General features: G+C 70.1%; 17 protein-coding genes and 1 tRNA gene. 5 read left to right on the forward strand and 13 right to left on the reverse strand.

The window, feature by feature from the left end:
* Positions 1–35: 35 nt before the first annotated feature.
* The gene (locus tag ACU6WY_RS10185) at positions 36–899 is read right to left on the reverse strand and encodes a DUF4436 family protein (protein ID WP_483819550.1); all 864 of its coding nucleotides are present in this window, start codon (positions 897–899) and stop codon (positions 36–38) included.
* 43 nt (positions 900–942) lie between these two features.
* Positions 943–1,341: a winged helix-turn-helix transcriptional regulator gene (locus ACU6WY_RS10190; protein WP_483819551.1), complete on the reverse strand. Its 399-nt coding sequence runs from the start codon at positions 1,339–1,341 to the stop codon at positions 943–945.
* A gap of 77 nt (positions 1,342–1,418) precedes the next feature.
* Here ACU6WY_RS10190 and ACU6WY_RS10195 point away from each other — a divergent pair, with 77 nt between their 5' ends.
* A complete protein-coding gene (locus ACU6WY_RS10195; protein ID WP_483819552.1) occupies positions 1,419–2,525 on the forward strand; it encodes an LLM class flavin-dependent oxidoreductase in 1,107 nt (368 codons plus the stop codon).
* A 9-nt stretch (positions 2,526–2,534) separates the two neighbouring features.
* On the opposite strand, the gene ACU6WY_RS10200 is transcribed toward ACU6WY_RS10195, so the two are convergent.
* Positions 2,535–2,607 (reverse strand) — tRNA-Arg (locus ACU6WY_RS10200).
* Positions 2,608–2,621: 14 nt separating this feature from the next.
* Entirely contained in the window at positions 2,622–3,356 is a 735-nt protein-coding gene (locus tag ACU6WY_RS10205; protein ID WP_483819553.1) for an NRDE family protein, read from the reverse strand.
* Between the two features lie 140 nt (positions 3,357–3,496).
* Between ACU6WY_RS10205 and coaBC the strand changes: the two genes are divergently transcribed.
* Positions 3,497–4,699, forward strand: coding sequence for a bifunctional phosphopantothenoylcysteine decarboxylase/phosphopantothenate--cysteine ligase CoaBC (coaBC, locus tag ACU6WY_RS10210; protein WP_483819554.1), 1,203 nt, complete (start codon positions 3,497–3,499; stop codon positions 4,697–4,699).
* A gap of 63 nt (positions 4,700–4,762) precedes the next feature.
* On the opposite strand, the gene ACU6WY_RS10215 is transcribed toward coaBC, so the two are convergent.
* The 7 genes from ACU6WY_RS10215 to ACU6WY_RS10245 all read right to left on the reverse strand — a co-directional run bounded on the left by ACU6WY_RS10215 (position 4,763) and on the right by ACU6WY_RS10245 (position 14,358).
* Complete coding sequence (locus ACU6WY_RS10215) at positions 4,763–5,683, reverse strand: DUF2510 domain-containing protein (protein WP_483819555.1); 921 nt, start codon at positions 5,681–5,683, stop codon at positions 4,763–4,765.
* A gap of 62 nt (positions 5,684–5,745) precedes the next feature.
* Positions 5,746–9,183 (reverse strand): error-prone DNA polymerase, encoded by a 3,438-nt coding sequence (locus tag ACU6WY_RS10220; RefSeq protein WP_483819556.1) that lies wholly within the window; start codon positions 9,181–9,183, stop codon positions 5,746–5,748.
* A 66-nt stretch (positions 9,184–9,249) separates the two neighbouring features.
* On the reverse strand, positions 9,250–10,794 hold the full coding sequence (locus ACU6WY_RS10225) for a DNA polymerase Y family protein (RefSeq protein WP_483819557.1): 1,545 nt from the start codon (positions 10,792–10,794) through the stop codon (positions 9,250–9,252).
* A complete protein-coding gene (locus ACU6WY_RS10230) occupies positions 10,794–11,510 on the reverse strand; it encodes a hypothetical protein (RefSeq protein WP_483821898.1) in 717 nt (238 codons plus the stop codon). Before ACU6WY_RS10230 ends, ACU6WY_RS10225 begins: the two co-directional genes overlap by 1 nt.
* A 124-nt stretch (positions 11,511–11,634) precedes the next feature.
* Positions 11,635–12,132 (reverse strand): HNH endonuclease, encoded by a 498-nt coding sequence (locus ACU6WY_RS10235; protein WP_483819558.1) that lies wholly within the window; start codon positions 12,130–12,132, stop codon positions 11,635–11,637.
* Between the two features lie 337 nt (positions 12,133–12,469).
* Complete coding sequence (locus tag ACU6WY_RS10240) at positions 12,470–13,165, reverse strand: M23 family metallopeptidase (protein WP_483819559.1); 696 nt, start codon at positions 13,163–13,165, stop codon at positions 12,470–12,472.
* 494 nt (positions 13,166–13,659) lie between these two features.
* On the reverse strand, positions 13,660–14,358 hold the full coding sequence (locus ACU6WY_RS10245) for an iron-dependent transcriptional repressor DtxR (RefSeq protein ID WP_483819560.1): 699 nt from the start codon (positions 14,356–14,358) through the stop codon (positions 13,660–13,662).
* 96 nt (positions 14,359–14,454) lie between these two features.
* Here ACU6WY_RS10245 and serC point away from each other — a divergent pair, with 96 nt between their 5' ends.
* The gene (gene serC / locus ACU6WY_RS10250) at positions 14,455–15,576 is read left to right on the forward strand and encodes a phosphoserine transaminase (protein ID WP_483819561.1); all 1,122 of its coding nucleotides are present in this window, start codon (positions 14,455–14,457) and stop codon (positions 15,574–15,576) included.
* A gap of 100 nt (positions 15,577–15,676) precedes the next feature.
* Here the strand turns inward: serC and ACU6WY_RS10255 are convergent, their stop codons facing one another.
* Both ACU6WY_RS10255 and ACU6WY_RS10260 read right to left on the reverse strand, forming a co-directional pair.
* Positions 15,677–16,312, reverse strand: coding sequence for a DUF3027 domain-containing protein (locus tag ACU6WY_RS10255; RefSeq protein WP_483819562.1), 636 nt, complete (start codon positions 16,310–16,312; stop codon positions 15,677–15,679).
* The gene (locus ACU6WY_RS10260) at positions 16,296–16,679 is read right to left on the reverse strand and encodes a cold-shock protein (protein ID WP_483821899.1); all 384 of its coding nucleotides are present in this window, start codon (positions 16,677–16,679) and stop codon (positions 16,296–16,298) included. Before ACU6WY_RS10260 ends, ACU6WY_RS10255 begins: the two co-directional genes overlap by 17 nt.
* A gap of 106 nt (positions 16,680–16,785) precedes the next feature.
* Between ACU6WY_RS10260 and ACU6WY_RS10265 the strand changes: the two genes are divergently transcribed.
* Both ACU6WY_RS10265 and ACU6WY_RS10270 read left to right on the forward strand, forming a co-directional pair.
* Entirely contained in the window at positions 16,786–17,055 is a 270-nt protein-coding gene (locus tag ACU6WY_RS10265; protein ID WP_483819563.1) for a multidrug ABC transporter ATPase, read from the forward strand.
* Positions 17,056–17,057: 2 nt separating this feature from the next.
* Complete coding sequence (locus ACU6WY_RS10270) at positions 17,058–18,782, forward strand: helicase-associated domain-containing protein (protein ID WP_483819564.1); 1,725 nt, start codon at positions 17,058–17,060, stop codon at positions 18,780–18,782.
* The last annotated feature ends 21 nt before the right edge of the window (positions 18,783–18,803 follow it).

An 18,803-nucleotide genomic window follows, 5' to 3' on the forward strand; every position in this document is an offset into this window, starting at 1 on the left:
TGCCGGGGCATTGTCGTGTCCGGGCGGCGCTCCGATCAGGCTGGGCCGCGTCGAATCCAGGCGATCACGAAGACCACGAGACCGGCGACCAGAGCCGCGAGCACCCACAGCACGATCAGGTAGTCGATCCACGAGCCGATCGGTGGCGCTCCGGGGAGGAAGTTGCGCAGCGGAATCGTGGCGAAGAGCATCGCGCCCATCCAGCCCATCACCGTGACCTCGACCTTGCGTCGGCCGCGGAGGACGATGACCGCCACCGTCAGCACGAGCACCGGGATGACGACCATGAGCGAGAGCAGCACGATCCCGAAGGCGATCGTGGATCCCGAGCGCGACACCACGATGTCCACCGCGACGATGCCATCGCCCACGGGCGTTTCGGCGACGGCGATGTCCCACCCGGGGATCCCGCGCTTGGACGGCTGCACGGTCGTCGGCAGCGGGTGCGACTCCCCCTCGGCGTCGTCGTAGAGCGCGGTCATCACCGTCCGCACGGCGTACTGGTCGAACGGCCACTTCTCGATCTCGCCCTCCATGATGAGCGAGCTCTCGATGGGGGCGATCAGGTCACCCTCCGTGTACTCCGTCGCCCTCGACCCCGCAGCCGCCGACACGAGTACGCCGAACGAGCGCAGAGCCACCAGGCCGTTGGTGACGGTGCCCTCCTCGCCCTGGGTCGGGATCACCGACATCGTGAAGCGGTTGGTGGTGGCATCCATCTTCTCGGGGGTGAGAGACAGGGCGACGGTATCGCCCGAGGTCTCCCCCTCGCCCTGCGTGACGACGTCGCCGCTGCTCGCATAGAGGCCGACGACCGTGACGTACAGCGCAACGAAGACGACGATCGAGGCGATCGTCCAGAGGACCGACCGGCGACGGGAGGGCACCACACTGCTCACGCTCACAGTGTGGCAGAGGGCTCGTGCGACGGCCCGGAGAGCGTCACGCCTCCAACTCGTCTGCGTCGTCGTATCGGCGCCGGTGCAGAAGGATCTCCTGCTTGTGCGCGCCGACCCACCGCGCCAGCGCGAGCACCGGGTCGCTCAGCGAGACTCCGAGCGCGGTCGCTCGGTATTCCACTCTGGCAGGGACCTCTGCATACACGGTGCGCTCGACAAGACCGTCGCGTTCGAGGGAGCGAAGGGTCATGGTGAGCATTCGTCGAGAGATACCGGGAATCGCGTCCAGCAGGTGCGTGAAGCGGAGCGGCTCGACCTCGATCATCCCGATGATGATGAGAGTCCACTTGTTCGCGACCCGCTCGAGCACCGACCGGAACGCCTGCGGGTCGTCTTCCGCGCAGATCGCGCGCATGCTCGTCTCGCCCGGTCCGTCGTTCATGGGGTTCCTCCTCGGTAACAGTCGGGTGACCATGGTCACGTTGAAGTGATCAGTTACTCGATGTTACGCAGGTAATCATGAGTAACCATATGATTCTCGAACCCTCCCATCGAGAGCCGCGCATCTCCGACCCCGCACCGGGCGATCTGCACTTCGGCATCGGCACGTTTGCCTTCCAGACCGCGGAACCCGATGGCTCCCCCACGCCCGGCCCGCGAGTGCTGCGCGATGTGGTCGAGGAAGCCGTCACAGCCGAGAAGGCGGGACTGGATTCGTTCGGGATTGCCGAGCACTACCGTCCCGGGATGATGGACAGTGCTGCAGCCGTCACGTTGGGGGCGATCGCGGGACGCACCCGTCGAATCAAGCTCGGGACCGCCGTCACGGTGCTCAGCACCCAGGACCCTGTCCGTGTCTACAACGAGTACGCGACTCTCGACGCGGTATCCGACGGTCGCGCGCAGCTCATCGTCGGACGAGGGTCTGCGATCGAATCGTTTCCCCTGTTCGGGTACGACCTCGCCGACTACGAGGACCTCTTCGACGAGAAGCTCGATCTCCTCATGAAGCTCCTCCGGGAGCAGCCGGTCACCTGGTCAGGACGCTTCCGCCCGCCGCTGAACGCGCAGATCTTGGAGCCGCCGGTGGTGCCCGGTGCGATCCCCGTCTGGGTCGGAGTCGGAGGAACCCCGCATTCCGCCGTCCGCGCGGCACGGTTCGGCCTCCCCCTCATGCTGGGCGTGATCGGCGGCACGATCGAACGGTTCGTTCCGGTCGTCGACCTCTACCGTCGCGCCGCCGAAGCGATGGGCCAGGAGATGCAGCCAGTGGGCCTGCACCTCCACGGGTTCATCGCCGACAGCGATGAAGAGGCACGCGAGACCTTCTGGCCGGTCTGGGAGGAGATGATGAACGCCGAAGCTCCGAAGCGGGGCTGGGCACCGTTCCGGCGCGAACGCTTCGACGCCGAAGTGCGCGCGGGAACGATCGTGGTCGGATCACCGGAGACGGTAGCCAGGAACGTCGCGGCGGGGATGCTCGCGGCGGGCGCCAGCCGCTTCGACTTCGTCGCCGCCGCCAGCCGCATGACGCATGCGCACAAGACGGAGAACATCGAGCGCTTCGGAATGGACGTCGTACCGCGAGTCCGCGAGATCCTGGCAGATGAGGGTGGGATCCGATGATGTCTGCGGTGCCCCCGACAGGATTCGAACCTGCGACGCCCGCGTTAGGAGTGCGGCGCTCTATCCCCTGAGCTACGGAGGCGGGATGCCTCCAGCCTACTGCGGTCGCCCCGGAGCACCGGCGCGGAGTCGCGCGGCGAGCGCGTCGTCCCACTGTCCCGGCTCGGACAGCACCGCCTCGCGCACATCGACACCGTCGGCCCCGACGCTCGCCGCGCAGACCAGGAGCGATTCGAGCACGAGACCGTCGTGGGCGTCGCGGCGCAGCACCGATGCGGCGGGGTCGACCGTCGACGCCGCGACGACCTCGAGCCACGGCTCCCACCACGCGTCGCCCTCGGCGATCCCCGCGACGCGGAAGTCCTCGAGCCACCGCCCGATGCGCGGTGTTGCCGGGTCGTCGGGGCTGTGATGCGCGATCATGTGTGTTCCCGGCGAGAGGCGGGTACGCCGGGCGGTGAGGCCGTCCCACTCCACGACGGTGGCGCCCTCGGCATCCACTTCGACGAGGTTGAATCCGCGCGTCGGCGGGGCCTCGTCCAGAGTCCGCGCCACGGACTGCAGCGGGATGCCACCCCGGCTCACGACCTCGTCGTCGGAGCGCTGCGACAGGTCCTCGCGGTTGAGCAGCACCGCCAGCCGCCGCGTCTCGGGATCGACGGCGAGCCACGCGCCACCGGCGCGGTCGTCGCGCACACCCCGCACGCCGGGCTGCTCGGGCCACCACTCCCCGAGGCCGCGCCACGGACGGTGCCGGTCTTCATCGCGGACGGCGAGCATCCGCACGGGCTGACCACTCTCGCGCGGGACGTCGACGACCACGGTGCACATTCCTCCCACGGTACCCGCGCCGCGGGCGGGCGGGGTGGCGCGTCGGGTGGGCTGCCGGGGCCGGACGTGATGCGGGCGGGAGGGGCGTGTGACAGTGGCGCGTCAGCGCTCAGCCCCGGCCGACCTGGGAGACTGGGGCCATGTTCGTCGTCGTCGGGGTCACCGGAGGTATCGCCGCTTACAAGACCGTGGGGCTCGTGCGGCTCCTGGTGAAGGCGGGGCACGACGTCCACGTCGTTCCCACCGACGACGCCGTGCGGTTCGTGGGCTTGCCCACGTGGGAGGCGATCAGCCGCAATCCCGTCACGACCTCGGTGCACGACGACGTCGCGCGCGTGCGCCACGTCGCCCTCGGGCAGTCCGCCGACCTCGTCATCGTCGCTCCCGCCACCGCGAACACCCTCGCGTCGATGACGGCGGGGCTGGCCTCCGACCTGCTCGGCACCACTCTGCTGGCCACGACAGCACCGGTCGTGGTCGCCCCGGCGATGCACACCGAGATGTGGCGGCATCCCGCCACCGTCCACAACGTCGAGGTTCTGCGCGCCCGGGGTGTGCACGTCGTCGGGCCAGCCGACGGTGCACTCACGGGCGGCGACAGCGGTCCCGGCCGCATGTCGGAACCCGAGGAGATCGTGGCCGCGGCCCTCGCGCTCGTCGAGCGACCGCGCGATCTGGAGGGCCTCACGGTCGTGGTCAGCGCCGGGGGCACGCGCGAGCCGATCGACCCGGTGCGCTTCCTCGGCAACCGCTCGAGCGGACGCCAGGGCGTCGCGATCGCCCGCGCCGCCGCTGATCGCGGAGCGCACGTGACCCTGGTCGCCGCCCACCTCGACGCCGACGTGCGCCCCGACCCGCGCGTCGAGGTGATCTCGGTGGGCACCGCCGACGACCTCGGACGGGCAATGGATGCCACGGCCCCCGACGCGGACGTAATCGTCATGGCCGCGGCGGTCGCCGACTACTCCGTCGCCGCGGTGTCGGAGAGCAAGCTCCGCAAACAGGACTCCCCCGGCGCTCTCACGCTCGAGCTCGTCGAGAACCGCGATGTCGTGGCGGGGCTCGTCGCCGCCCGCCGACCGGGTCAGACGATCGTCGCGTTCGCCGCCGAGACGGTCGACAGCGACGAGGAGCTGCTCGACCGGGCTCGCGCCAAGATCGGCCGGAAGGGGGTCGACCTGCTCGCGGCGAACGCCGTGGGCTGGACGCGCGGATTCGAAACCGCCGACAACGCTCTCACGGTCGTCGGGCGCGACGGAGGCGTGCTCGCGGTGGCATCCGGGTCAAAGGACGACACCGCCCACGCGCTGCTCGATGCGATCCTGACCCAGCGCGCGCGCTGAGTCCGGCCCGGGGTGGTCCGCCCGCCGGGCGCGCTGAGCGCGCAGCCGACGGGCGGAGCGCACTCAGGGCGCGAAGGAGTACTGCAGATCCTCGATAGCCGCGAGCGTCTGCCCCAGGATGACCGCGAACCAGATCGAGAACGCGATGATCGACACGACCATGACCGCGATCCAGGCCCACAGCGGAGCGAGACCCTTGCCGGTCTGGCGACGCAGAACGATCGCGCGCCCGATGATGTAGACGCCGCCGCTGGAAATCACCAGCACGAAGAAGCTCCACGCCCAGTGGAAGGGCTTGTCGATACCCCGCGCCCGCAGCTGACGCCAATCGAGGAACGAGAACAGCACGGTGAGGCCGGCCAGGACGAAACTCAGCGCCGAGGCTCCGGCCGTGATGGCCAGCGACGACGATGCCACGTACGGGGCCTCCTCGGGGAAGGCCGAGGCATAGATCGACTCTTGGATGTAGCTCGACCAGTCGAACAGGACCAGGGTCAACAGCGACACCAGCGGCAGGAGGACGACAAGCCAGATCCACGCCGTGTTGGTCGGGATGTCGCGGTGCGCCGGGGGCGCCGCGGCGGACGCCGCGCCAGGGTAAGCCGGGGCACCGGGGTAGGCCGGGGCACTGGCGTAGGCCGGGCCGCCGGATGAGGCTGGGGCGCCGGATGAGGCTGGGGCGCCGGGGTGCGCGGGAGCCGGCGGGAGCGGCGGGGCGACGGGCGGAACGGGCGCCGCGGCGGTCGGAGCCGCGGGAGTCTCGGGAGCTGCTGGTGCGTCGGGTGCACTCGGCGCCTCCGGTGCGGCGGGTGCGTCGGGCGCGGTGGGAACTTCCGGAGCACTCGGCTCCTCCCGATCCGCGGCCGCGGCCTCGACGGCGGGGCGCACCTCGTCGGTCCACGCGGAACCGTTCCAGCGACGGAGTCCTCCGCTGCCCGCGGGGTCGGGGTACCAACCGTCGGGCGGAGTAGGCGTGTCAGTCATGTTTCCCCCTATGGTGCATCGATGCGGTGGGCGTGCCCCGAGTCTAGTGACGACGGGGGACGTCACCGGAAGTCGCGTGACGCATGCGAGACCCCCACGCGCAGATCGGTGAATCCGTCGGCGACCACATTCGTCACCCCCTCGACCGACCTCTCGAGCATCCCGCGCACGATGAGCGCCGGAGACTCCCGCACGATCCGCCGATACCGGTTCCACACGCCCACCGAACAGATGATGTTCATCAGGCCGTGCTCGTCTTCCAGGTTGAGGAACGTGATGCCGGATGCCGTCGCCGGACGCTGCCGGTGCGTGACGAGACCCGCCACCTCGACGCGCCGGTCGGTCTCGGCCGAGCGGAGTTCGCGCGACGTGAGGATTCCCCGGGCATCGAGCGCCGAGCGGAAATGGGTGAGGGGATGATCGTCGGTGGAGAGCCCGGTCGCCCACAGGTCGGCGGCGAGCACCTCGTAGCTGGAGGGGTCGGTGAACAGCGGAGGCTGCACGGCGACGAGGGAATCGGGGAGGAACTCCGGCCGGTCCAGCGCCGCCGCTCCCGACAGCCAGATGGCCTCGCGTCGCGAGTGTCCGAGACACTCGAACGCCCCGGCGGTGGCCAGCGCCTCGAGTTGCGCGGTCACCAGTTCGGTGCGGCGAACGAGGTCGCGCAGATCGCGGTACGGTCCGCCGCGTTCGCGCTCGGCCACGATGCGCTCGGCGACCTTCGCCCCGATGCCGGTAACCCCGGCCAGTCCCATCCGCACGGCGAAAGCACCGTCACGACGATGGTCCGCCGTCTCATCGGGAGCGGCGGGGTCGAAGTCGCCGGTGGGCGGCTGGTGCGCCGCGGTGCACGCGTCGCGACCGGTCGCCGCGCGGCGCCGGCCCGTGGCATCCGCTCTCGACTCGTCGTCGTCGAGCGGTTCGAGGGCGGCCTCGACCCCCGAGCGCTGCAGGTCGGGGCGATGCACCCGGACGCCGTGGCGGCGGGCGTCGGCGGTGAGCGTCGCGGGCGAGTAGAACCCCATCGGCTGCGCGCGGAGAAGCCCCGCGAGGAACGCCGCCGGGTAGTGCAGCTTGATCCAGGAGCTGGCATACACGAGCAGCGCGAACGACAGCGAGTGCGATTCGGCGAACCCGAAGTTCGCGAACGCCTGGATCTTCGCGTACAGCTCGTCGGCCACCGGTCCGACCAGACCGTTCTCGGCCATTCCGGCGTAGAGCTTCTCACGCAGCGAGTCGATCCTCTCGAGTCCGCGTTTCGACCCCATCGCGCGCCGAAGCAGATCGGCGTCTTCGGCGGTGCAGTTGCCGACGGCCACGGCCATCTGCATGAGCTGCTCCTGGAACACCGGTACCCCCATCGTGCGTTCGAGCACCGGGCGGAGCTTGTCGTGCACGTAGGTAATGGGCTCCTGACCGAGCTTGCGCCGCACGAACGGGTGCACGGCCCCACCCTGGATCGGCCCCGGCCGAATGAGCGCGATCTGCACGACGAGGTCGTAGAAGCGTCGGGGCTGCAGACGCGGCAGGAGCCCCATCTGGGCGCGGGACTCCACCTGGAACACCCCGATCGAGTCCGCGCGACAGAGCATGTCGTACACGGCTTTCTCTTCTTTGGGCAGGGTCGACAGTTCCCACACCTCGCCCGTGGCGGTCCGGATCAGGTCGAAGCAGTACTGCAGCGCCGCGAGCATTCCCAGGCCCAGCAGGTCGAATTTCACCAGCCCCATCCACGCCGCGTCGTCTTTGTCCCACTGGATCACCGTGCGGTTCTCCATGCGCGCATGCTCGATCGGCACGACCTCACCCACCGGACGATCGGTGAGCACCATGCCGCCGGAATGGATGCCGAGATGCCGGGGTGCCTTCAACAGTTCGGACGCGAACTCGATCACCTCGTCGGGGATGTCGTGGTCAGCGCCGGTCTCGAGCGTTGCACCCCATCTCTCGACCTGCTTCGACCAGGCGTCCTGCTGACCCGGCGAATGCCCGAGGGCACGGGCCATGTCGCGGACGGCATTCTTGGGACGGTATTGGATGACATTGGCGACCTGAGCCGCGCGATCACGCCCGTAGGTCTCGTAGACCCACTGGATGATCTCTTCCCGACGGTCGGAATCGAAGTCGACGTCGATGTCGGGCTCCTCGTCGCGGAGGCTCGAGAGGAAACGTTCGAACGGCAGACGGTAGAAGATCGAGTCGACGGCGGTGATGTCGAGCAGATAGCAGACGGCGCTGTTGGCAGCCGAACCCCGGCCCTGGCACAGGATGCCGCGCCGGCGGGCCTCGGCGACAATGCCGTGGACGATGAGGAAGTACCCGGAGAAGTCCTTCATCTCGATGACGGCGAGCTCGCGCTCGATGCGGTCGCGGTCGTCGGCGGAGAGGGTCGGATACTTCCGCGGCACGGCCTCCCACACCAGGTGCCGCAACCATGACATTGGGGTGTGCCCCTCGGGGACGGTCTGCTTCGGCAGCGCGGGCTTGGCCCGGCGGAGCGGGAAGGCCACCTCGTCGGCGAGGGTGACGGTGCGCGCGACCGCCCCGGGGTAGCGGGCGAACCGCGCCGCCATCTCGGCGCCGGAACGCAGGTGGGCGCCGGCATGGGAGGGGAGCCAGCCGTCGAGCTCGTCGAGACTGCGGTTCGCGCGTACCGCGGCCACGGCGGCGGCGAGCAGCTCCTTCGTCGGCGCGGCATAGTGCACGTTGTTGGTGGCGAGGACGGGAAGCCCGCGATCGGCGGCGAGGGCCGCGAGCACGTCGTTGTGCGAGGAGTCGAGCGGTCCGCCGTGATCGATCAACTCGACGTGGACGGCATCCGGACCGAACAGCGAGACCAGCTCATCGAGGGCCCGCGCGGCTGCCGCTGGCCCTGCGGCGGCGAGGGCCTGTCGAACGGCTCCCTTGCGGCATCCGGTGAGCACCGCCCAGCGGGGATCGTGCGGACCTCCGGCCTGTTCGGCGAGCGCGGCGAGGTCGTAGACCGGACGCCCTTTCTCGCCACCGGCGAGCTGGGCTCGGGTGATCGCCGCGGCGAGGCGGTGATACCCCTCTTCTCCTCGGGCGAGCACGAGCAGGTGGGAACCGGCGGGGTCGGCCTCGCCGTTCTGCGACCCGGGGAGCCCGAGCGACAATTCGGCACCGAACACCGTGCGCACCGCCCGAGCCTCGGCCGCTTCGGCGAAGCGCACGATGCCATAGAAGCCGTCGTGATCGGTGAGGGCGAGCGCGTGGAGTCCGAGACGCTCGGCCTCTTCGACGAGCTCCTCGGGCGAGGAGGCCCCGTCGAGGAAGGAGTACGACGAATGCGCGTGCAGCTCGGCGTACGGCACGGCATTGTCGGGCCGCGCGATCGTGGGAGGAACGTAGGCTCCGCGTTTGTGCGACCAGGCCGGGCTGTCACCACCATCGCCGTTCGCCGGGGTCGAGACCGGCCGCCGCGTGTTGCTCAGGGCACGCTCGAGCTCCGACCATTTCACCGGGGGGTTGTGAAAGCCCATCAGCGCTCCCCCGCCCGGGATGCCGTCGCCGCGGGGAGCCGCGGCACCACCGGCGCCGGACGCCGCTCAGTCATAGCGTCCCTCCGCTCGCCACTCGCCCTCTTCTACGACGAGCAGCCACGCGCCCCCGTCGGCGTCGACCACTTGAAACCGGTGCGCCCTCCGACGTCGCAGAGGATCCCACCCGCGCTCGCTGATCGGCCAGGGTCCCGCCCACTCCCGAATGCGCACGCGTCGACCGCCCGCGTCGAGGACGGCCGGTGGAGCGCTCAGCACGTCGCGCTCCCCCACGCTCACCGATGCGCCCGCAATGTCGGTGACCTCGACCAGCCGCGGCTCGGGATAGACCGTCGCCGGGAGGGGGTCGGGCAGGCTTCCGGGCCAGGGGCGTGTGCGATCTTTCGCGGTCACCGCCCGGTCTCCCCAGGGCACGAGCACCTGCCTCTCGGCCAGCCACCGGCCGCCGCCGATCACGGGGGTGACGACCGCGCGATGACCGAGCATGGCCTGCACCCGCGACAGGGCGTGGTGCACCTTCTCGTCGGGACCACCGCCGAAGATCCCCCGGGCGTGGTGGGCGGCCTCGTCGACGGCCTCGGGTTCGATGTGCACGCCCGCGACGCCGCTGCCGAAGATCCCCCGCCCGTCTTCGGCGAGCTGCCAGCGCACCCGGTCGACCACGGCTGCCGCATCGAAGGAACCGGGGTGCAGCCACACACGTTCGCTGCGTTCTCCGCGTTCGCCCGAGAGCACCACACGCAGTTCGGTGCAGACGAGGTCGTGCGCACCGAGCCGGGCGATGAATTCCTCGGCGGCGACGCGCATACCGAAGGCGATCTGATCGGCGAGCTCGAGCGGGGGCTCGAAGGCCACGTCGCGGTGCAGCTCGGGCGGCGGAGTGCGCGGCCGCACCGGCTGGGAGTCGCGCCCCGAGGCGAGGGCGTGCAGCCGCGCGCCGCGCTCGGCGAATCGCTCCCGCACCCGCTCGACCGGCATGGCCGCGAAGTCGCCGAGTGTATGCACTCCGAGACGGGCGAGCAGGCTCGCCAGGTCGATGTCGTCGAGCGCGGTCGCCGGGAGCGGGGCCAGGAAAGCAGCCGCCTCTCCGCCCGGAACGACGCGCACCGACGCGTCGGCACGGGTGACACGGGCGGCGTGCTCGGCAGTGAAGACGCCGTCGGCGACCCCCGCTCGGGCATCGACGAATCCCTCTGCCGCGAGAAGGCGCACGAGCATGCACGCGGCCTCCTCTTCTCCGCCGTAATACCGCGACGGACCGCGCGCCCGCAACGCGCACAGCCCGGGACGCACGATCTGCACCCCGGGAGCGTGTTCCTCGATCAGAGCCACGACCGGCGCGAAGACGCGCGCGTCACGGACGGGGTCGGCGGGCACGACGACCAGCGACGGACACAGAGCCTGGGCGTCGCGGCGACGTTGCCCTCGTCGTACCCCCTGAGCCCGAGCGGCCGCGGAGCACGCCGTGACCACGTTGTTCTCGAACACCGCCAGAGGTGCCTCGGCGCGCGGAGGACGCGTGGCCTCGCGACGGTAGGCCAGCACCGGCCAGTCGGGAAGCCACAGCACGAGGCTGCGGGTGGGCTCGTGCATCAGCCCGCCGCCCGCTGTCGATGACCGGCGTGCTCCCGCGGGACGAGCCTTTCGGCGGGAGCGCCGAGCACCTCGATCGATCCGTCGGCCGCCGGCAGCAGCATGCGGGCGCGTCGGGCCGTGGGCGAGCGCTTGCTGGCAACGGAGACGGTCAGCTCGCGCCCCGCGAGATAGCCGTTCCCCTGCCCGAGTCCCGACCACCGTGGATCGGCGACGTCGATCACGGCTTCCGCCTGCGGCCATGCCCCCTGCACCAGGAGCACGGTGCCGCGATCGCGCAGGCGGGCCGCCAACCGCGTCGCCTCGGCGCCCCCTCGCGCGGTGTTCGCCCCCGCCGGCGGACGCACCGCCACGACCGGGAGTACCTCGGCGATCGTGGCCGTCACCGCCAGCCAGCGCGGACCCGGATCGGGGATGAAGACCAGGCGATCGAGATCGAGACCGTACTTCTCGGCGGCCTCCGCTCCCAGCTCGGGCATGCCGACGACTCCGCACCACGCCCCGTCCTGCGAGGGACGCGCCATGAGTGCCAGCAGCAGCGACATGGAGCGGGCGATCGCATACGCCGACCCCGACCGCAGGCCGCCGCCGGGGAGCAGCGAGGTGAAAGCGGGATGCGTCGGCAGCACCGCGGCATCCATCTTCCGCCCCTGCATGCGCTCGAGGCGATCACGGAGCGCGTGGATGTCGGGTACGGCTTGCGCCTGGTCTCGCACGATCGCCCTCACTCCCACAGGTTAGAACATGCGTTCTACACTCTCAATCCCTGTGGTTCGAAGATACGAACACCCTCCGACATCGGCCCCCGGATGATGAAGGCTCAGCGTCGCGCGACGACCCTCACGCCGCCAACGCCAGGTACGGCTCCCAGCGCGGGTCGGACTTGTCGACCCCCCGCACCGTCCAGGAGGACCCGTGCGGAGGCCCGGGGATGAGGCGCAGTTCCCACATCATCTCCTGGGGCGTCCGGTCACCCTTGACGTTGTTGCACCGCAGGCAGCAGGCCACGAGGTTCTCCCACGTGTCTTTTCCCCCCCGCGAGCGCGGGAGCACGTGGTCGATCGTCGAGGCCGCCTTCCCGCAGTAGCCGCAGCGGTGCGCATCACGGCGCAGCACCCCGCGACGGGTGACCGGCACGCGACGCGCCCCCGGCACGCGCACGTAGCGCGTGAGGATGATCACCGCGGGGCGGTCGTACGTCCCCGCCGCCGCCCAAACCGGATCTTCGTCGACGCATTCGACGACGGTGGCCTTCTCATTCATCACGAGCACCAGAGCCCGCTTGAACGACACGACAGCGAGCGGCTCGTAGCCCGCATTCAACACCAGTGTGCGCATTCCGTTTCCTCTCGAATGGCCGAGACGGCTTCTCGGATGTTCGACTCGCGGCGACGGAAGAGGCGCAGGGGCATGAAAAAAGGCGCTGTCTATACAGACAGCGCCTCAGAAGTCGCGGTGATACCGCGGCGTCCGCTCAGGCAATGCCGAAGGACGAGCAGCCCGAGCGCATCCATGGTGCGGATGCGAGGCATAGCGTCCATCGGCTTTCCCTCCGGTTCTTCCGACGTCGCGAACAGGCTAACCCACCACGACACGCCCGGGGCCGGGTGCCCGGGGAAACAGACGGCGGCGTGTCGGAGAACGATGGTCTCCGACACGCCGCCGTCTGTGTGGATCAGCCCGCGTTCTGCTGGAGCCAGGCGTAGGGGTCGACCACGGAGTTGTTGATGTGCACCTCGAAGTGCAGGTGGTTCGCGGTCGAGCTGCCGGTCGAACCGACGAGGCCGATGAGCTGGCCGGCGGAAACCGTCTGTCCCGCTTGCACCTGCCGGCTGCCGTAGGTCATGTGGCCATAGGTGGTGCGGACCTTCTGCCCGTTGATGACGTGCTCGATCACCACGCCCACGCCGTACCCGCCGAAGCTCTCGGACGACACGCTCACCACGCCGCCCGCGGCCGCGAAGATGGGCTGCCCGCCGGGAGCGAGAAGGTCGACGCCCTGGTGGTAACCGGAGTCCCACAGGCCGCGACCGAGCGTGTAGCCGGCCAGCGGCCACCGCACCTCGCCCGAGCCGGGCGCGGTCATGTTGAGGTCGACCGAGGAGACGGCGACATTCGCCTTCGCGGCAAGCTGACGGGCGCGCTCGGCGGCAGCGGCCGCGGCGGCCTCCTGATCCTTCTTCTTCTGGATCTCGTCGGCGGTGGTGGCCGAGTAGCTGCTGCGATCGAGGGTTTCGGCCGTGGCGTCGGAAGCGACCACGAGCGATTGATTGTCGGGCGCCGACATCTCTTGCAGCGTCATCGTGTCAGCGACCGGCACGGTCGCCGCGTACGCGGGGATGGCGACGGTCGCGACGAGTCCGGCGACCATCGACAGGATGACAGCGCTGCGCAGGGGCTTCGTTCCTCGCTCGAACGAAGAGGCGGGGCGAGGGGCGGGCGCGGGACGGGCGACGGTCGAGGAAACGACCGCCGGGGTCCGCTGGAGGCGGCGAGACGGCCGGGAAACCGCAGCGCGCGCGCTCTTTCGAGTCTGGCCCGTCGCGGGGACCTCGGGTAGGTCCGCGGCGGGATCGATGTGTTCAGCCAAATTTCCTCCGGCGCCTCTGCGTCTAGGACGCTGGCTCGTCAGCACTCGATGGGGGCACGATGTGCGGGCTTCACCCTCTGCGGACGACGAGCCGATGAGGCAAACCGCGAGGGGTCCGACGGCGGGCTTCTCGCCTGTGGACTTTCCGAGGCTACCGGAAGATAACGAAACTGTCACGCCGCGGCACGACCCGCACAGGTGACGCACGGGATGCCACGCTCCCGCGCCCGACTGCTCGCCGGCGCAGCACGGCACGGCGGGGGCGTGCGCGCAGATCAGGCCTCGTCGAGAAGGAAGATGTGCGAGGCCACCTCGACGGGCAATTCGAGGCCCCCGTCGGCGCCCTCCATGTGAACGAGGACGTAGCCCTCGCTGAAGCGGTAATCGCCACGGGCCCCGGGAAGGACGCCCGCCGCCTTCAGCTGCTGCAGCAGCTCGGGGTCGACCTGCGCGGGCTCGGCGAGACGTCGAACCGTGCCGGAGATCGGGTGACCGGCATCGGTCAGCTTGCGAACCAAACCCACCACGCCCTCTTCGAAGGTGGGGCTGGAAGCGTCGCCGAGCTGGTCGAGGCCGGGAATGGGGTTGCCGTAGGGCGACTCGGTGGGGTGCCCGAGGAGTTCGACGAGGCGGCGCTCGACCTGCTCACTCATCACGTGTTCCCAGCGGCAGGCCTCGTCGTGCACGTACGCCCAATCGAGCCCGATGACGTCGCTGAGCAGGCGCTCAGCCAGCCGGTGCTTGCGCATGACGTCGACGGCCTTCTGCCGGCCGTCTGCGGTGAGTTCGAGGCGTCGGTCTTCGGACACCACCACGAGACCGTCGCGCTCCATGCGCCCCACGGTCTGCGAAACGGTCGGACCGGAGTGACCCAGGCGCTCAGAGATGCGCGCGCGCAGGGGAACGATGTTCTCTTCCTCGAGTTCGAGGATCGTGCGCAAGTACATCTCGGTGGTGTCGATGAGATCGGTCATTCAGAGTCCTCGGGCGTCGCGGCGTGTCATGCCAGCCTACCGACCCCCTCCGACACGAGCGCGGGTTGCGACGGTCCCCCACCCTAGAATCGACCCATGCCGCACGTGGATCTGCCCACCGACCTCCTGCCCGCCGACGGCCGCTTCGGATGCGGCCCCTCGAAGGTGCGCGGAGCGCAGCTCGAGGCGCTCGTGACCCGCGGAGCGACCATTCTCGGTACCTCGCACCGCCAGGCGCCCGTCAAGAACCTCGTCGCCAGCACGCGCGAACGCCTCGCCGAGCTCTTCCGTCTCCCAGACGGGTACGAGATCATCCTCGGCAACGGCGGGTCGACGGCATTCTGGGATGCCGCCGCCTTCGGCCTCATCGAAAACCGCAGCCAGAACCTGGTGTTCGGCGAATTCGGCGGCAAGTTCGCCGGGGCCGCCGCCGCGCCGTGGCTCCAGGCTCCCGACGTCCGTCGCGCCGCACCGGGTACGCGTGCCACCGCGGAAGCGGTCGAGGGTGTCGACGTCTACGCGTGGCCGCACAACGAGACCTCGACAGGGGTGTCTGCCCCCGTCGCACGGGTGCACGGGGATGCCGGCGCCCTCACCGTCATCGACGCCACCAGCGCCGCGGGCGGCATCGACTTCGACGTCACCGAGGCCGACGTGTACTACTTCGCGCCGCAGAAGAATCTCGGCTCCGACGGGGGCCTCTGGTACGCCGCCGTATCGCCGGCCGCCATCGAGCGCATCGAGAAGCTCGCGGCATCCGACCGGTACATCCCCGAGTTCCTGAGCCTGAAGAACGCGCTCGACAATTCGCGTCTGCAGCAGACGCTGAACACCCCCGCCCTGTCGACGCTGCTCCTCCTCGACGAGCAACTCGGCTGGATCCTCGAGAACGGCGGGCTGTCGTGGGCCGGTGCCCGCACCGCCGAATCGTCGTCGGCGCTGTACGACTGGGCAGAGAAGAGCGCGGTCGCCACCCCGTTCGTCGCGGCAGCCGACGACCGCTCCCCCGTGGTGGTCACGGTCGACTTCGACGCGTCGATCGACGCCGCCGCCATCGCGAAGAGTCTGCGGGCGAACGGCATCGTGGACACCGAGCCGTACCGCAAGCTCGGACGCAACCAGCTGCGGGTTGCGACGTTCGTCTCGATCGAACCCGACGACGTCCGTCGCCTCATCGGAGCGATCGACTACACCATCGAGCACCTGCCGCAGGGCTGATCGAAGTTCCCACGAAGAAAGCCGCCCCGGAGAACACGGGGCGGCTTTCTTCGTGGGCGACGAGCCACATCAGGGCGCCGAGAGCGCGGGCGCAATCGGGTCAGTAGCTGCGTTCGCGCTCGTCGTCATCGTCGTCAGACTCGTCGTCATCCTCGGAGTCTTCCGCGTTGTCATCCGAGTCCTCGTCATCGCTCTCGACGTCGTCCTCGTCGGAGTCGTCGGAGTCGTCGAGCTCATCGGAGTCGTCGAGCTCATCGATGTCGACGCCGTCGAGGTCGCCCGCGTGCAGGCGCGCCGTCGGCTCATCATCCGCGTCGTCGTCGTCCGCGTCGTCGTCGTCGAACTCGTCGTCATCCGAATCGTCGTCGTCGGAATCGTCGTCGGAGTCGTCGCGCGCGGCAGCCGCAGCGACCTGAGCTGCCTGGTACTCCGCCAGCCGGGTCGCCCACGGCACCCACTCCGGCGCCAACAGGGCGCCCTCGGCGGGAAGAAGCTCGGCTTCCAGCACCGTCGGCTCCGACTCCTCGACCACGGCGACGCTCACGGTCCAGTGCCACCCCGGGTAGCCGGCGAGCCGCGTGTGGAACAGCAGAGAGACGACGCCGTCGTCTTCTACCGTGTACCCGGCGGCCGGGCCGATGGTGTCGGCCGGGGTGATCTCACGAAGGGCCGCGAGGGCCAGATCGTGCGCGTGCAGCAGCCGCTCGTCGGCGACCTGCTCAGGCTTCGAAGTCATCGGCGACCTTGCGCAGCACCGCGGCGATCTTCTGCGCGTGGGGACCGTTGGGGTAGCGACCGCGGCGAAGGTCACCGCCGATGCCGTCGAGCAGCTTCACGAGGTCTTCGATGATGATCGCCATGTCGTCGGCGGGCTTGCGAGCACGCTTCGACAGGCTCACGGGGGCATCGAGCACGCGCACCGACAGGGCCTGGAGGCCCCGCTTGCCGTCGGCGACACCGAACTCCAGACGCGTTCCGGCCTTGGGCGCGGGGGTCCCGGCGGGCAGGGCCGTGACGTGCAGGAACACATCCTGGCCGTCATCGGTCGTGACGAAGCCGAAGCCCTTCTCGTCGTCGTAGAACCTGACCTTGCCGGTGGGCATGGACACCTCACTGAGTGTGTGCGCGATAGCGCGGCGGAACGCGGGACCCGATCGGATCCCGGCCCTTCAGCCTACGGCACGCCCGCCAGGCAGTAGGCTGAGCCCGATGAGCACGCGCACCCCCGACGACGACGTTCCGATCCGTCGGATCGATCGCATTCTGGCATTCATGTCTTTGGGATTGGGAATCGTCTCGATCGTGTGCTTCTTCGTTGTCATCCTTGCCCGACCCGCCGGCGTCACGAACTTCGGCGAAGGCATCTGGCCGACGCTGGTACTCCTCCCCCTCATCGCCCTCCCCGTCGCCTTCCTCATGATGATGGCCGTGCTCATCATGAGCTTCGTGCGAAGGGCGCGAGCTAACAAGGGACGTTAACCGTGTCCGAGACCTCCGACCAACGCGCACTGGCGGTCTCGCTGAGCGCCCTGACCGACGATTCCCTCGCTCGACTGTTCGCCGATCGCGGGGTCTCCGCTTCGGCGATGTGGCGCGACATGTTCGACGCGGCCGACGCCCTCCTCGACCCTGCCTCCGTGGCCCGGGCTTTGCCCCCACTCACCCGTCCCGAAGCCGAGGCGCTGTTCGCCGCAGCGCGAGAGGGTGAGCCGGCGCGCGGCGAGCTCGGCGACGCCCTGCGCCGCCGTGCCCTCGTTGACGACGAGGGGATGCCGTACACCGCAGTGAGCGACGCCGTGCGCGAAGCGGCTCCCGACGGCCTCGCCGAGGCGCCCACAACGCGCCCCTCCCTCGGCGGATCGCACGATGACGCCGCCGCCGAGGCGGCCTTCACCAGCGCCGCGGCGCTCGCAGACGTCCTGCTCCTCACCCTCGAGACCCCTCTGGGACGAATCGGCTCGGGGTCCCTCGGGGCGACCGAGCGCCGCCGGCTCGTCGAGGCCGGCGCGGTGCCCTCGCCCGACGACGCCGATCTCCTGGTGGGCATGGGTGCCCGGGTGGGATTGCTGGGATCGAACGGCCGCGCGTGGCTCGTGACCCCGGCAGGACGCGCCTGGTTGCGCTTACCCACCCTGGACCGCTGGGCGGCCACGGCGCGGAGTCTTCGCGAGGCGCTCCCGCGGGCCTACCGCACCGCCGCCGGCGGATGGATCCCGCAGCCGGAGTGGGCGGGGGCGACGCCGTTCGACCCGAACGGTCCCGAACGAGCAGCCCGGTGGACGCATCGCCTGCGCACCTGGGGCCTGCTCGACGCCCAGGGCGGCGAGACGCCGTGGGGGCAGGGACTCCGCGACGGTGGTGACCTCGATGTGTCGACGCTGCGGGAACTCCTCCCGCCCGAAGTCGACCGGGTCTACCTTCAGAACGATCTCACCGCGATCGCCCCCGGTCCTCTCGCACCGCACCTCGACGTGCGCCTGCGCGGAATGGCGCTGCGAGAGTCGCGCGCACAAGCGTCCAGTTACCGCTTCAGCGCGGCATCCATCGGGGCGGCGATCACCGCCGGCGAGACGGCAGAGAGCCTGCGCGAGTTCCTCACCGAGATCTCTCTCACCGGCCTCCCCCAACCTCTGGCCTACGTCATCGAACGCACGTCGGCGGAGCACGGGCGCGTGCGTGTCGCCGCGGATGCGGCATCCGGTCTCACCCGGGTCACCACCGACGACGAGACCCTCCTTCGCGCGATGGAGGTCGACACCGCGCTGCGGTCGATCGCGATCTCCCGCGAACACGACGAACTCGTTACCCACGTCGCCGCCGACGTGGTGTTCTGGGCCCTGAACGACGCCCGCTACCCCGCGGTGGCTGTCGATGCGCACGGCGCCCCGCGCGCCGTGGAGCGCGCACGGCTCGTGACCACCCCCGTGCCCGACGACGCCGACGACGTCTACGCCCCCCTCCTCGCACGTCTGCGGGCGGGCGGGGAGGACTCGGATGCCGCCTGGCTGGAACGCGAGCTCGACCAGGCGGTGCGCGCTCGTGCGGTCGTCGACGTGACCGTGCGCCTGCCCGACGGATCGTCGCGGGTATTCCGCCTCGAGGCGACCGGACTCGGCGGTGGACGGCTGCGCGGCCGCGACCGCGGCGCCGACGTCGAGCGCACCGTCCCGCTGTCTCACATCGACTCGGTGCGTCCTGTCGCCTGACCCGTCGCGCCTGGACGCGGC

This window comes from Microbacterium sp. ZW3a (assembly GCF_057167165.1).